The 14,692-nt window shown below is 37.1% G+C and carries 15 protein-coding genes; 14 read left to right on the top strand and 1 reads right to left on the bottom strand.

The window, feature by feature from the left end; translation table 11 throughout:
• Positions 1 to 7 precede the first annotated feature (7 nt).
• From galT to argS, 8 genes are all read left to right on the top strand, one after another.
• A complete protein-coding gene (galT, locus tag RV13_RS08765; RefSeq protein ID WP_010746050.1) occupies positions 8 to 1,489 on the top strand; it encodes a UDP-glucose--hexose-1-phosphate uridylyltransferase in 1,482 nt (493 codons plus the stop codon).
• 12 nt (positions 1,490 to 1,501) lie between these two features.
• The gene (locus RV13_RS08760) at positions 1,502 to 2,491 is read left to right on the top strand and encodes a LacI family DNA-binding transcriptional regulator (RefSeq protein WP_010746051.1); all 990 of its coding nucleotides are present in this window, start codon (positions 1,502 to 1,504) and stop codon (positions 2,489 to 2,491) included.
• 126 nt (positions 2,492 to 2,617) lie between these two features.
• Positions 2,618 to 3,325, top strand: a complete 708-nt coding sequence (gene tsaB / locus RV13_RS08755) for a tRNA (adenosine(37)-N6)-threonylcarbamoyltransferase complex dimerization subunit type 1 TsaB (RefSeq protein WP_010746052.1) — start codon at positions 2,618 to 2,620, stop codon at positions 3,323 to 3,325.
• Positions 3,309 to 3,857, top strand: coding sequence for a ribosomal protein S18-alanine N-acetyltransferase (gene rimI, locus RV13_RS08750; protein ID WP_010746053.1), 549 nt, complete (start codon positions 3,309 to 3,311; stop codon positions 3,855 to 3,857). Before tsaB ends, rimI (RV13_RS08750) begins: the two co-directional genes overlap by 17 nt.
• Positions 3,858 to 4,283 (top strand): ribosomal protein S18-alanine N-acetyltransferase, encoded by a 426-nt coding sequence (gene rimI / locus RV13_RS08745; RefSeq protein ID WP_010746054.1) that lies wholly within the window; start codon positions 3,858 to 3,860, stop codon positions 4,281 to 4,283.
• Positions 4,276 to 5,298 carry a tRNA (adenosine(37)-N6)-threonylcarbamoyltransferase complex transferase subunit TsaD gene (tsaD, locus tag RV13_RS08740; RefSeq protein WP_010746055.1) on the top strand — a complete coding sequence of 341 codons (1,023 nt, stop codon included), beginning with the start codon at positions 4,276 to 4,278 and terminating at the stop codon, positions 5,296 to 5,298. The genes rimI (RV13_RS08745) and tsaD overlap by 8 nt, the downstream gene beginning before the upstream one ends.
• Positions 5,299 to 5,776: 478 nt before the next feature.
• Positions 5,777 to 6,790, top strand: coding sequence for an ornithine carbamoyltransferase (argF, locus tag RV13_RS08735; protein WP_010746056.1), 1,014 nt, complete (start codon positions 5,777 to 5,779; stop codon positions 6,788 to 6,790).
• A gap of 285 nt (positions 6,791 to 7,075) precedes the next feature.
• On the top strand, positions 7,076 to 8,767 hold the full coding sequence (gene argS / locus RV13_RS08730) for an arginine--tRNA ligase (protein WP_010746057.1): 1,692 nt from the start codon (positions 7,076 to 7,078) through the stop codon (positions 8,765 to 8,767).
• 70 nt (positions 8,768 to 8,837) lie between these two features.
• Here argS and RV13_RS08725 read toward each other — a convergent pair whose 3' ends face one another.
• On the bottom strand, positions 8,838 to 9,317 hold the full coding sequence (locus RV13_RS08725) for an arginine repressor (protein WP_010746058.1): 480 nt from the start codon (positions 9,315 to 9,317) through the stop codon (positions 8,838 to 8,840).
• A 393-nt stretch (positions 9,318 to 9,710) separates the two neighbouring features.
• On the opposite strand from RV13_RS08725, the gene rpsB reads away from it, so the two are divergent.
• The 6 genes from rpsB (at position 9,711) to RV13_RS08695 (ending at position 14,664) form a co-directional block, all read left to right on the top strand.
• Complete coding sequence (rpsB, locus tag RV13_RS08720) at positions 9,711 to 10,508, top strand: 30S ribosomal protein S2 (RefSeq protein ID WP_010746059.1); 798 nt, start codon at positions 9,711 to 9,713, stop codon at positions 10,506 to 10,508.
• A gap of 78 nt (positions 10,509 to 10,586) precedes the next feature.
• On the top strand, positions 10,587 to 11,471 hold the full coding sequence (tsf, locus tag RV13_RS08715) for a translation elongation factor Ts (RefSeq protein ID WP_010746060.1): 885 nt from the start codon (positions 10,587 to 10,589) through the stop codon (positions 11,469 to 11,471).
• 128 nt (positions 11,472 to 11,599) lie between these two features.
• Positions 11,600 to 12,322: a UMP kinase gene (gene pyrH, locus RV13_RS08710; RefSeq protein WP_010746061.1), complete on the top strand. Its 723-nt coding sequence runs from the start codon at positions 11,600 to 11,602 to the stop codon at positions 12,320 to 12,322.
• 1 nt (position 12,323) lies between these two features.
• The gene (gene frr / locus RV13_RS08705) at positions 12,324 to 12,881 is read left to right on the top strand and encodes a ribosome recycling factor (RefSeq protein WP_010746062.1); all 558 of its coding nucleotides are present in this window, start codon (positions 12,324 to 12,326) and stop codon (positions 12,879 to 12,881) included.
• A gap of 191 nt (positions 12,882 to 13,072) precedes the next feature.
• A complete protein-coding gene (gene uppS / locus RV13_RS08700) occupies positions 13,073 to 13,873 on the top strand; it encodes an undecaprenyl pyrophosphate synthase (RefSeq protein ID WP_010746063.1) in 801 nt (266 codons plus the stop codon).
• Positions 13,870 to 14,664, top strand: coding sequence for a phosphatidate cytidylyltransferase (locus tag RV13_RS08695; RefSeq protein ID WP_010746064.1), 795 nt, complete (start codon positions 13,870 to 13,872; stop codon positions 14,662 to 14,664). Before uppS ends, RV13_RS08695 begins: the two co-directional genes overlap by 4 nt.
• Positions 14,665 to 14,692: the final 28 nt, after the last annotated feature.

Here is a 14,692-nt window from a genome sequence, read left to right as displayed (position 1 = left end):
AAAAAAAGTGTCGATCAGTCAAATCGCCAGAGATTTCATTACGTTAGCTATCCAATCAGGTGGCTGGATGGAAATGGATCGTTTGTATTTAGAAAATCGTGTTATTGCAATGATTGGTGAAGATTCATTAGAGAAAGCTGAGATTCGTAGAGTTTCAAACAGTGCCGTAGAGTTAGTTGATCAGCTTTTGATTCAGGCGGAAAAAAATAAAGTAATTACAAGTCTGCAAGCTGAAAAGGAAATTTTAGAGGCTCAGCTGATGGATCTAATGACACCTCCACCATCTGTAGTTAATGCTTATTTTGCTCAGTACTATTCCAAAGATCCTATTCAGGCAACAGATTATTTCTATAAGTTAAGTAAAGAAAACGATTATATTAAAACACGAGAAATTGCCCAAAATATTATCTTTCCTGCAGAAACTGAATATGGGGAATTAGAGATTACAATCAACCTTTCTAAACCTGAGAAAGATCCAAAACAAATTGCAGAAGAACGTCAAGCGGTGAAGGTAGATTATCCTGAGTGTATGTTATGCATGGAAAATGAAGGCTATAAAGGACGATTAAATTATCCAGCACGAGCGAATCATCGAATTATTCGAATGAATCTTGATGGGGAAAGCTGGGGTTTTCAGTATTCGCCTTATGCCTATTATGACGAGCATTGCATAATTCTATCTGAAGAGCACCGCCCGATGAAAATCACAAAAGCGACTTTTCAAAGGTTATTAAAAATTACGGAAGTTCTACCGCATTATTTTGTTGGATCCAACGCAGATCTGCCAATAGTTGGTGGTTCTATTCTATCTCACGACCACTATCAAGGCGGTCGACATACATTTCCGATGGCGACTGCTGAAGTAGAAAGAACTTTTCAATTAAATGACTTTTCAAATATTAAGGCGGGAATTGTAAAATGGCCTCTATCTGTGATTCGCTTACAAGGGGAAAATCAAAACGATTTGATTGAAGCGTCAACTATGATTTTGGAAAAATGGCAGTCCTATTCAGACGAATCGTTACAAATTGTTGCTCACACAGAAGATGGCATCCCACATCATACGATTACTCCTATTGCTCGTCGCAAGGAAAATCTTTTTGAGATAGATCTTGTTTTACGAGACAACAATGTTTCGGAAGAGTTTCCCGATGGAATTTTTCATCCACATCCAGATGTACAACATATCAAAAAAGAAAATATTGGCTTAATCGAGGTAATGGGGTTGGCTGTTTTACCGCCACGCTTACAAACAGAGCTTAATGAAGTTGAAAATTATCTATTAGAAAAAGAGAATAATATAGCTGATTATCATATTGTATGGGCGGATCAATTAAAAGCGGACAATCAAATTACCCGTGAGAATGTAACACAGGTCGTACAAAAAGCAGTAGGGGCTGTTTTTGCTCGTGTTTTGGAAGATGCGGGAGTATTTAAGCGTGATGTTGAAGGACAAGAAGGTTTTATGCGTTTTATCAAAACGTTGTAGAAAGGGGCAGCGATGGCAACTATTCGCGATATTGCTAAATTAGCAGGTGTTTCTCCTGCCACCGTTTCTCGTGTATTGAATTACGATCAAGAATTATCTGTTGCTCATGAGACGAAACAGCGCATTTTTGAAGTGGCAGAGGAACTAAATTATACTAAACATAAACGAACCAATAAAATTGGTAAAGCTGTGATTCGGCTTGTTCAATGGTACGATGATGCAGAAGAATTAGCAGATTTATATTATTTGTCGATTCGTCTGGGGATAGAAAAAAAGGCGGAAGAGTTAAATATCCAAATTCGTCGTGAAGGTTTAGATGAATTGTCAGACAACCAAGTGAATGGAACAATTGCTTTAGGTAAGTTTGATGCTGAACAGATTCGTCGGTTAAAGAAAATTGATGAGAACCTGCTTTTTGTCGATTTTGATGGGATGAGTATGGGATTAAATTCTTTAGTAGTCGATTTTGATCAAAGTATGAATCTTGTAATTGATTATTTTATCCAGCATGGGCATAAAAAAATTGGAATCCTTTCAGGGGAAGAAAAAACGAAGCATAATCTTCAGCCGATAGAAGATCCACGGTTAGTTGCATTCAAACTAAAGATGGAGCAAATCAATCTCTATCGACCAGAGTTTGCTTTATCGTCAGCTTTTTCTATGGAAGCCGGAAAAATTGCAATGGAAAATTTTTTGACGAAAATGAATGATCGACCAAGTGCTTTGTTCGCGTCAAGTGATGCTTTAGCCGTGGGAGCGATGCAAGCAATTCAAACGGCTGGTTTGCGAATTCCAGAAGATATAGAAGTGATTGGGTTTAATGATGTTAGTGTAGCTAAATATGTATCACCCGCATTATCAACGATCAAGGTAGAAACTGAGTGGATGGGGGAATTAGCGGTATCAACGATTTTAGATTTGGCAAAAGAGTTCTCTCCAGTACCAAGGAAAATTATGTTGGCAACTAAGTTGGTTCAACGAGAATCCACCAAAAAGTTTTAAGCAGCGAATTTCGCTGCTTTTTTTCTGTAAAAATTTTAGAAAATCAGAAAGTTTAAACAGTTAGTAGGAAGGAAATATAGTTTGTGTTAAAATATGGCTATCTTAAATGCGAGGAAATGACGTTTTATGAAATTATTAGCGATAGATACATCCAATCAAACTTTAGCAGTGGCTGTTTTAGAGGAAAATAAAGTTTTGGCTCATTTTCAGTTGAACCGAAAAATGAATCATAGTTTAACTTTAATGCCAGCAATTGAAACTGTGATGGAGGCAGCTGGTTTGAAGCCTACTGATCTGGATCGAATCGTCGTTGCGAAGGGCCCAGGCTCGTATACAGGTATTCGGATTGCAGTAACGACCGCAAAGACGTTAGCAGAAACATTGAAAATTGAGTTAGCAACGGTTTCTAGTTTGGCTGTTATTGCAGGAAATACTCGTATAAATAAGTTGATTGTTCCATTGATGGATGCACGGCGTAACAATGTATATGCGGGTGTTTATCGTTGGGAAAACAAACAGCTTGTGAATGTAATAGCTGATCAGCACATACCACTAGCTGATTTATTGAATAAAATCAAAGAACCAGCATTATTTATCGGAGAGACTAGTAAGTTTAAAGATCAAATAGAATCAATTTTAACAAACGCAGACGTATCAGAAGAAGATGAAGTAAATCTACCTAATGGAATAATCCTAGGTAAATTAGGTTTCTTAGCGCAGCCAGTTGAAAATGTCCATGGGTTAGTACCCGCGTATTTAAAACGGGTGGAGGCAGAAGAAAAGTGGCTGGAGACACACCAACCAGAGGACGAGAACTATGTTGAAAAAATTTAGTGGTTTAGTAAAGACCATTTTATATGGGAAACAATATCCCTTCAATGCGAAATATGTAAAACTAAAGGATGAAGAGTATCTACTAAGAAAAATAGCAGATCAAGATATTAAAGAACTGATTGCGCTTGAACGTGATGTCTATTTTGGCGAGACTCCATGGACAAAAAGTGCCTTTCTTTCTGAGATTCATTCGCCGATTCCTCATTTGTATATTTGTATCGTAACTAAAAAAGAGGAAATTGCTGGATTTATTGGGAGTCGTTTGATAGGAAACGATACACATATTACGAATATTGCAGTCGGAACGACTTTTCAAAATCGTGGGATGGGTAAGCTATTGATTGACGAAGTAGAAAAATTCGCTATAATGAACGATTGTGAAACTCTCTCTTTGGAGGTTCGACTTAGTAATACAGATGCGCAGCGGTTGTACCGAAGGCTGGGATTCTCAGCACGGAATATTCGTAAAAATTATTATACTGAAAATAATGAAGACGCGCTGGACATGATTAAACGTTTGGAAGTGAATTAATTGGAGCAGCTATCTACAAAATTTTGGGAAATAAGTCAAACTGCTTATGCACATGGCTCTCCTTGGACAGCTGAACAATTTGCTAGTGACATAAAACAAGCCCATAGTCATTACTTCACTGAAGGTACAGAGATTATTGCTTTTTTGGGATTTCATCAAGTCTGTGATGAAATTGAAATCACAAATATTGCAGTACAATCAAAAGGACAAGGTCATGGAAAAAGACTATTGAAGCGATTGATTAAGCATGCTAAGTCACAGAGAATAGTAAGTATTTTTTTGGAAGTACGTGTTTCGAATCAGGAGGCGCGTCTTTTTTATGAAAATTTTGGTTTCCAAGAAATGGCTACGCGAAAAAATTACTATCAGCACCCTCAAGAAGATGCTGTACTGATGTCTTTGAAAGTAGGAAATATAGATGAATGAATCAGAACTTATTTTAGCAATTGAAAGTAGCTGTGACGAAACAAGTGTTGCAGTGATTGAGAACGGTGAAAGAATCCTATCTAATATTGTTGCTTCGCAAATAAAAAGTCACAAACGATTTGGTGGAGTTGTTCCTGAAGTTGCCAGCCGTCACCATGTTGAACAAATCACATTGTGCATTGAAGAAGCATTGGAGGAAGCAAATGTGACTTCTAAAGAATTAAGTGCTGTCGCGGTAACTTATGGTCCAGGACTTGTTGGCGCACTATTAATTGGCTTAAGTGCAGCAAAGGCTTTTGCTTGGGCAAATGAGTTACCTTTGTTGCCAATCAATCATATGGCAGGACATATTTATGCTGCACGTTTAGTTAAACCTTTAGAATTTCCTTTAATGGCCTTACTAGTTAGTGGTGGACATACAGAATTAGTCTATATGGTTGAAGATGGTTCTTTTGAAATTATTGGTGAAACAAGAGATGACGCTGCCGGTGAAGCTTATGATAAAGTTGGACGCGTTCTAGGCTTAAGTTACCCTAGTGGAAAAGAAATTGACGAACTTGCTCATCAAGGTGAAGATACCTATGACTTTCCACGCGCGATGATTAAGGAAGATAATTTTGATTTTAGTTTTAGTGGTTTGAAAAGTGCGTTTATTAATTTGACTCATAATGCTGAACAACGGGGAGAACAATTAAATAAAATAAATTTAGCTGCAAGTTTTCAAGCAAGCGTTGTTGATGTACTAGTTACGAAGACAATCAAAGCTTGTAAAACTTATCCAGTTAAGCAATTAATTGTTGCTGGGGGAGTAGCAGCTAATCGAGGATTGCGAGAAAAGATGACAGCAATGATTGAAGCAGAACTGCCTGAAGTTAGTTTGATCGTTCCGCCTTTACGTTTATGTGGGGATAATGCGGCGATGATTGGGGCTGCTGCTCATGTTGAATTGCAAAAGAAGCATTTTGCAGATATGAGTTTGAATGCCAATCCGAGTTTAGCTTTTCAGCATATCTAACTTCTTACGATAAAAAGGTGGAGAAAGAAACGGAGGATAAAATTTCAAAATAATAATAGACGCTGAAACAGATGAAAAAAATTTGTAGCAGATACCTATTTTTAAAATGTATGGAATTACTGGTTAGAGGAATGACTACTAAAAAATGTTACTCTAAAGAATCGACAGGAAAAAATTTTAAGATATTAAATATTTTAGTATATTTATGATTCAAGAAAGAATAAGTAATACTTAAGCAGCCAAATATTGGCTGCTTTTCCTTTTAAATAGTATATTTTTTCTATAAAGAGGTTGTGTGTTAAATCCCGTTTTAAAAACAGATTAAGCATGCAAAGAAAAAACTACGGCAAGCGTAAAGACAATTTTTGTAAATGAATACAAATAACGGTTGATACTTTCATTTTATTCAGTTATCATGAATAAAAATGAATTATTATCTCTGGCATAGAATTAATATTCAAAAAATGGAGGGGTTATCATGACTAATATTTTTCAAGAAAAGAGTTTTTTAAAAGAAATTGATTTTACTAAAGAGGAGTTGCTTTATCTAATTGATTTTGCTGCGCATCTGAAAGCATTAAAACAAAAAAACATTCCGCATAAATATTTAGCGGGGAAAAATATCGCGTTACTCTTTGAAAAAACTTCTACTCGCACTCGCGCTGCGTTTACTACTGCAACGATTGATTTAGGCGCTCATCCAGAATATTTAGGAAAAAATGATATCCAATTAGGGAAAAAAGAATCGGTAGAAGATACGGCAAAAGTTCTAGGAAGTATGTTCGATGGGATCGAGTATCGCGGATTTTCTCAAAGGGCTGTCGAGGACTTGTCAAAGTACTCCGGTGTACCTGTTTGGAATGGTTTGACGGATAAATGGCATCCTACTCAAATGTTGGCGGATTTTTTGACTATTAAGGAGCATTTTGGAAAACTAGAAGGCTTGACCTTAGCTTATGTTGGTGATGGTCGAAATAATGTAGCGAATTCTTTATTGATTACCAGTGCTATTTTAGGTGTTAATATTTCAATCGTAACACCTAAAAGCCTATTTCCTGAATCAGACTTAATTGTCATGGCTGAAAAATATGCGGAAGCTTCACAGTCTAAAGTTTTTATCACTGATGATATTGATCAAGGCGTGGCTCAGACGGATATTATCTATACCGATGTTTGGGTGTCCATGGGTGAGGAGTCAGCTTTCAAAGAACGGATAGATTTATTATTGCCCTATCAAGTCAATCAAGAGTTGATGTTAAAAACGAAAAAGGCGGAAACGATTTTCTTACATTGCTTACCAGCCTTTCATGATCTTGAAACAGAAGTTGCAGAAGAAATTAAAGAGAAGTACGGGTTAGTTGAAATGGAAGTGACTGACGAAGTCTTTCGCAGTGAGAGGGCTTTGCAGTTTCAACAAGCTGAAAATCGCATGCATACCATTAAAGCTGTAATGGCTGCGACACTAGGCAACCTATTTATCCCTAAAGTATAAAAAATATATTTCTTGACTAGTCAGATGGTAATTTTTCTGTTACTATAAATGCCAGATAAATCATTCATCGATGAAAAAGAGAAGTCTATAGTCTGTTTTGCAGCGAGTTCGGGCAGGTGAGAGCCGAATAAACAAAAATAGATGGCGCACTTTTGAGATGAAACGGCAGCTACCGTTATAGCCTAAGTTGGTCGTTTATGACAATAAGAGTGGTACCGCGGGAATTCTCGTCTCTGATGTATTTATACATCAGGGACTTTTTTGTATTATAAGGGAGGAATTTGGATGAATAATAAAGAAATCGTCGCACAAGCTGTATTTGAAGTGGTTAAGGAAAATCTGACGCTACCAGAAGTGGAACGTCTGCTAGAAAATCCCAAATCAGTTGATCATGGGGATGTTGCTTTTCCGACATTCGCTTTAGCAAAAGTCTTTCGTAAAGCACCACAACAAATTGCGGGTGAGCTAGCGGAACAAATCAATCCAGAAGCATTTGAGAAGATCGAAGTGGTGGGTCCTTACTTGAACTTTTTCATGAAGAAAGAAATCATTTCGAGTATGGTTTTAAAACAAATCGCTAAAGAGAAAAATCATTTCGGTGATAGCAATATTGGTAACGAGGGCAATGTAACAATTGATATGTCTTCTCCAAATATTGCAAAACCTATCTCAATGGGACATCTACGTTCAACAGTCATTGGTAATTCTATCAGTTTGATTTTAAGTAAGATTGGCTATAATCCAATAAAAATTAACCACTTAGGCGACTGGGGTACTCAATTTGGTAAATTAATCGTGGCTTATAAAAAATGGGGTTCAGAAGAGAAAGTTAAAGCAGAACCAATCAATGAACTTTTACGTTTGTATGTGGAGTTTCATGAAAAAGCCGAAGAAGAGCCTGAACTTAACGATGAGGCCCGCGCGTGGTTTAAAAAATTAGAAGAGAATGACGATGAAGCCTTAGAATTATGGAGATGGTTCCGTAGTGAGTCCCTAAAAGAGTTTAATAAAATTTATGGCATGCTGGAAGTAAATTTTGACTCTTATAATGGAGAAGCATTCTATAATGACAAAATGGATGAAGTCGTAACAATGTTAGAGGAAAAACATTTATTGCAAACGAATGAAGGGGCAGAAATTGTCGACCTTGAAAAGTATGACTTAAATCCTGCATTAATTAAAAAATCTGATGGGGCAACCTTGTATATCACACGTGATTTAGCCGCAGCACTTTACAGAAAACGTGAATATAATTTTGTTAAATCACTGTATGTTGTAGGAAATGAACAAAGCGGACATTTTAAACAATTGAAAGCTGTCTTGAAAGAAATGGACTTCGATTGGTCAGAAGAGATGATTCACATTCCATTTGGATTAATCACAAAAGACAGGAAAAAATTGTCTACACGTAAAGGGAAAATTGTTCTCTTAGAAGAAGTCCTAAATGAAGCAAAAGACTCAGCACTTTCGCAGATTCAGGAAAAAAATCCTGATTTACCAAATAAAGAAGAAGTTGCACACCAAGTAGGTGTTGGTGCAGTAGTCTTCCATGATTTAAAAAATGATCGTTTGAACAATTTTGATTTCAATTTAGAGGAAGTTGTTCGATTTGAAGGCGAAACCGGCCCTTATGTTCAATACACTCACGCGCGAGCAATGACTGTTTTGGAGAAAGCGGGATATAATGTTGACTCTGAAGAAGTATATGCGTTAAACGATGCGGATAGCTGGGAAATCATCAAATTACTGCAAAATTATCCTGAAGTAGTAATGCAAGCGGCAAATCAATATGAGCCATCTGTAATTGCTAAGCATGCGATTAAATTGGCGCAAGCATTTAACAAGTATTATGCACATACAAAAATTTTAGTGGATGATGATCAAAAAGATGCTCGGTTAGCATTAGTTTACGCAGTAACCGTAATATTGAAAGAAGATTTACGTTTATTGGGTGTTCATGCACCAAATAAAATGTAAAAAACGGAGAAATTTTGAACCGACCTTCAAAGTTAAGGTGAAAATCTAACTTTTGAAGGTCGGAATTTTTTTATTTAAAAATTGAACTTTGTGTTGGATCCTGTAAAAACGTAGTGACTTTTTGAGCGTCGTCAGGTGTTCTTGAAATAATAATAATCGTATCAAAGCTTGCCATTGTTGCTACGATTAGTTCACTCGATAGATCATCTAGAACGGAAGCTAATAAATGTGCATTGTCAGGTAAAGTATTGACGATCGTCATAAATTGAACGGTATCAACTTTGACTATCACATCGTTTGACATACGGATTAATCGTTTGATGTCATCATCCTCTGTAGGCGTTTTACGCTCTTGAAACAATTCAAAACGCGGATTGCCGGACTCATCAATCGTTTTTATAATTTTTAAATCTCGAATATCTCTCGAAATCGTTGCTTGAGTAGCAGAGACTTGGTACTCTAATAAGTACTCCATTAATTCTCCTTGATTTCTAATTGGGTTTTCCAAGATAAGCTTCTTGATTAATTCGTGTCGATCTTTTTTTCGCATAAAAAAACTCCTTATTCTTATGTGCTGAACCAAACATATCTCATACGTATAAAGAATTGATCAGATTGGTTACATAATATATAACTATAAATGACGACTTCTTTGTTCAAATCACGTTTGAGTAGTGTAAAAAGTTAAAATCATAATTATGCATTTAGTATAGCAGAAAAAGTTTTTTTAACCAGTACTCTATATAAATATTAATGTATCAAAAAGTGAAATAAAAAAGATTGATTTATTAAAAAAACTCTTGTATAATTACTAATTGTGTGTAGGCGACTATACATAAAAAATCCACATTCTGGCTTGATTTATAAGGCGGTGCTGCTTGTCAGTTCCTTATAAAGAAGAGAGCAGAAGAGGAAAACAAAAAACCAATTGGAGGAAACACAAATGTCAGTATTGTCTATGAAACAATTACTAGAAGCCGGCGTACATTTTGGTCATCAAACTCGTCGCTGGAACCCAAAAATGAAGAAATATATCTTCACAGAAAGAAATGGAATCTACATCATTGACTTGCAAAAAACAGTCAAATTAGTAGATGCAGCTTACGATTATATGAAAGATGTTGCTGAAGATGGCGGCGTTGCATTGTTCGTAGGAACTAAAAAACAAGCTCAAGAAGCAATCAAAGAAGAAGCAGTACGTGCTGGTCAATACTACGTAAACCATCGTTGGTTAGGTGGAACTTTGACTAACTGGGATACAATCCAAAAACGTATCGCTCGTTTGAAACAAATCAATGCTATGGAACAAGATGGTACTTTCGAAGTATTACCTAAAAAAGAAGTAGTTGGTTTGAATAAAGAACGTGAACGCTTAGAAAAATTCTTAGGCGGAATCGCTGATATGCCTCGCATTCCAGATGTAATGTATATCGTTGATCCACGTAAAGAACGTATCGCTGTTCAAGAAGCTCAAAAATTAAACATTCCTATCGTGGCTATGGTAGACACAAACTGCGATCCAGATGAAATCGACGTAGTTATCCCTTCAAATGATGATGCTATTCGTGCCGTGAAGTTAATTACTGCAAAAATGGCTGATGCGTTTATCGAAGGAAACCAAGGGGAAGATCAAGTAGCTGAAGAAGACTTCGTAGCTGAAGATGGCGGACAAGCAACTTCAATTGAAGAAATTGTTGATGTAGTAGAAGGCGACAATGCTTCTACTGAATCAGCTGAATAATTTAGTAGCATATGCTGCTTCAAAGTAAATATTTTCCTTTGAAGCAGCTTTTTTAGAAAAACTAAGGAGGCCCTTAAAATGGCAGACGTAACAGCTAAAATGGTAAAAGAACTACGCGACATGACTGGCGTAGGAATGATGGATGCGAAACGTGCATTAGTAGAAGTAGAAGGCGACATTGAAAAAGCGGTTGATCTTTTACGCGAAAAAGGTATGGCTAAAGCAGCTAAGAAAAATGATCGTATTGCCGCTGAAGGTTTAGCTTCAGTTGCAATCCATGGAAATACTGCTGCAATTGTAGAAGTAAACTCAGAAACAGACTTCGTTTCTAAAAATGAAATGTTCCAAGACTTGGTGAAAGAAATTGCGGCCTTAGTTGCTGAACATAAACCAGCTGATATGGAAGCCGCGATGAAATTAACGAACGCTAAAGGTGAAACTTTAGAAGCGGCATTAATTGAAGCTACACAAGTTATTGGTGAAAGAATCAACTTCCGTCGTTTTGAAGTTGTTGAAAAAGAAGACAATGCAGCATTTGGCGGATACCTTCACATGGGCGGACGTATTGCTGTTTTAGCTCTGTTGAACGGTACTACTGACGAATCAGTTGCTAAAGATGTTGCAATGCACGTTGCGGCAATCAATCCTCGTTATGTTAACGAAAGTCAAATTCCTGAATCAGAATTAGAGCATGAAAAAGCAGTTCTAACTGAACAAGCATTAAACGAAGGCAAACCAGCTAATATTGTTGAAAAAATGGTGATTGGTCGTTTAAATAAATTTAAAGCAGAAATCGCTTTGGTGGATCAACCATTCGTTAAAGATCCTGATATGACTGTTGAGAAGTATGTATCTTCTAAAGGCGCTACAGTTGCAAGCTTCGTTCGTTTCGAAGTAGGCGAAGGTATCGAAAAACGTGAAGATAACTTTGTTGAAGAAGTTATGAGCCAAATTAAAAAATAGTTCTGTTTTTTAACAGTCGGGAACGCACGTGAGATGTGCGCTCCCTTTTTTTAAGCAAATTCAAATTTGGCTCGCTTCAAAGACAGAGTATGCTAAAATATCAATAGAGTGACAGTGGAGGTATTGAGATGAATGAACCAAAGTATAAACGTGTAGTATTGAAACTCAGTGGAGAAGCCCTAGCTGGCGACGAAAAATTCGGTATTAATCCACCTGTGATCTCAGAGATCGTGGAAGAAATTAAAGAAGTCCATGATTTAGGAATCGAAATGGCGATAATTGTTGGCGGTGGAAATATTTGGCGTGGACAAATCGGTGCTCAAATGGGCATGGAACGCGCACAAGCAGATTATATGGGGATGTTGGCAACGGTGATGAATGCGTTAGCTTTACAGGATGCATTAGAAAATATTGATGTACCGACGCGCGTTCAAACATCAATCGAAATGCGTCAAATCGCTGAACCATACATTCGTCGCAAAGCAGAACGTCACCTCGAAAAGGGACGAATCGTTATTTTTGCAGGTGGAACGGGAAATCCATACTTCTCAACGGATACAACGGCGGCTTTGAGAGCAGCAGAAGTAAATGCAGACGTGATTTTGATGGCTAAAAACAATGTCGATGGTGTTTATTCGGCAGATCCAAAACTTGATGAAAATGCTGTGAAGTATGAAGAATTGACTCATTTAGATGTAATCGCTAAGGGATTGCAAGTCATGGATTCAACTGCAAGCTCATTAAGTATGGACAATGATATTCCACTTGTTGTCTTTAATTTAAATGAACCAGGAAATATTAAACGTGTCGTACTCGGTGAAAACATCGGAACAACTGTAAGGGGGAAATAAAATGGCAGATGCAGTAATGAACGAAGCAAAAGACAAAATGAAAAAGGCACAGGAAGCTCTACAACGTCAATTAGGGCAAATTCGTGCTGGTCGTGCAAATGCGAGTTTACTTGATCGCATTGTGGTAGATTACTATGGAGTACCTACACCCGTTAACCAAATGGCTTCAATTACTATTCCTGAAGCACGTGTATTAATGGTTACACCGTTTGATAAAAATATGATTAATGATGTAGAAAAAGCAATTTTAGCAAGCGATATTGGATTAAATCCAGCAAATGACGGAAACGTTATTCGATTGGTCATTCCTCAATTAACTGAAGAACGTCGTAAAGAATTGGCAAAAGAAGTAAAGAAAGAATCAGAAGGCGCAAAAATTGCTGTACGTAACATTCGTCGCGATGCGATGGACGATTACAAGAAACAACAAAAAAATGGCGATTTGACAGAAGATGATCTACGTAACATGGAAAAGGACATCCAAACGTTAACCGATGAAAATATCAAGGCCATTGATTCAATTGTTTCTGAGAAAGAAAAAGAATTATTAGAGGTTTAAGTTAATCAAAGCCTGGAGAAATTTCTCTAGGTTTTTTTGTTGTGTTTATCCCTCAATTCAACTGATAAAATCATTGAAAAAGCCTAAAGGTATTCATTTTTCGTAGGAATAAGCTCATTTTATTGTTATAATGGCAGATGACTTTCTAGAAGTATTTTTAATTTGTTATCTTAAATAAAGGAGGGGAAAACATGGTATTGCGATTTTTTCCACAAAAAGAAAAATATACACCAGAGGATGCGCAATTCGTCTTTGATCCTGAAGGTTCTGTACCTAAGCATGTTGCGATTATTATGGATGGAAATGGACGTTGGGCGCAAAATCGTCGTTTACCAAGAATCGCCGGACATAAAGAAGGCATGGAGACAGTCAAAAAAATCACGAAACATGCAAATCGTTTAGGAATAAAAGTATTAACGCTATATGCGTTCTCAACTGAAAACTGGAAGCGTCCAGAGGATGAAGTCAAATTTTTAATGCAGCTGCCAGTTGATTTTTTTGATACTTTTGTACCAGAGTTGATTGAAGAAAATGTGCAAGTTCATGTTATGGGATATGAGGAGTATTTGCCTGCACATACGCAAGATGCGGTAAAACGTGCAATCGAGCAAACATCGAAAAACGATGGACTTGTTTTGAATTTCGCGTTAAATTACGGGAGCCGGGCTGAGATTATTACTGCCATCAAACAAATGGCTCAAGAGGTTAAAGAGGATGAGCTTTCAATCGAAGCGATCAATGATGAGATTGTCGGTGATCACTTGATGACAGGATTTCTACCAAAAGAACTGAGAGATCCTGAGCTAGTTGTTCGGACTAGCGGCGAAGAACGAATTAGCAATTTTTTACTTTGGCAGTTAGCCTATAGTGAGCTTTATTTTACAAAAGCCTTATGGCCAGATTTTGATGGTGATCATTTAGAAGCAGCTATTGCTTCTTTCCAACAAAGAAATCGGCGCTTCGGCGGTTTGAACAAGGAGGATAAAAAATGAGACAGCGAGTTATTACCGCTGTTGTTGCTTTAGCGATTTTTATTCCGATTCTTTATGTCGGTGGAATTGCAGTGGAGCTAGCGGCAGCAGTATTAGCAGGAATTGGTGTATATGAGTTGTTCCGTATGAAGGGACTTGCGATTTTAAGTTTTGAAGGTGTCTTATCTATTCTAGGTGCGGTATTTTTAGTCTTACCAGCAGAACGCTGGATGCCTTTTTTAAGCGGAAATAATAGTAATTTTCTATTATTCTATTTGACAGTTATGATCATTTTAGGATTCTCGGTTGTATCCAAGAACACCTACACTATTGATGAAGCAGGTTTTCCTGTTGTTGCTAGTTTATATGTTGGTGTTGGATTTCAAAATTTAGTAACAGCACGAGCAGATGGATTGGCGATCTTACTTTTTGCCTTCTTTGTTGTATGGGCCACAGATATTGGTGCTTATATGGTAGGGCGACAAGTCGGAAAGCATAAATTATGGCCAGACATCTCACCAAACAAGACGATTGAAGGAGCGCTGGGCGGTATTGCCAGTGCGATAGTAGTTGCAGTTGTCTTCATTTTGGTTCAACCTAATGTATTTCAACATAATTTAGTGACGATGGTCATTTTCACAATCATCTTTTCAGTTGTCGGTCAATTTGGGGATTTGGTAGAATCAGCAATTAAGCGCCATTATGGTGTGAAGGATTCAGGAAAAATTTTGCCAGGACATGGTGGCATTCTTGATCGCTTCGATAGTATGTTGTTTGTTTTTCCAATGATGCATTTATTAGGTGTTTTTTAAAAGAGCGCAATAGCTCTTTTTTTTTTTC

This window comes from Enterococcus raffinosus (assembly GCF_001886185.1).
Lineage (GTDB): Bacteria > Bacillota > Bacilli > Lactobacillales > Enterococcaceae > Enterococcus_A > Enterococcus_A raffinosus.
This window is presented reverse-complemented; position numbering and strand designations above follow the sequence as displayed.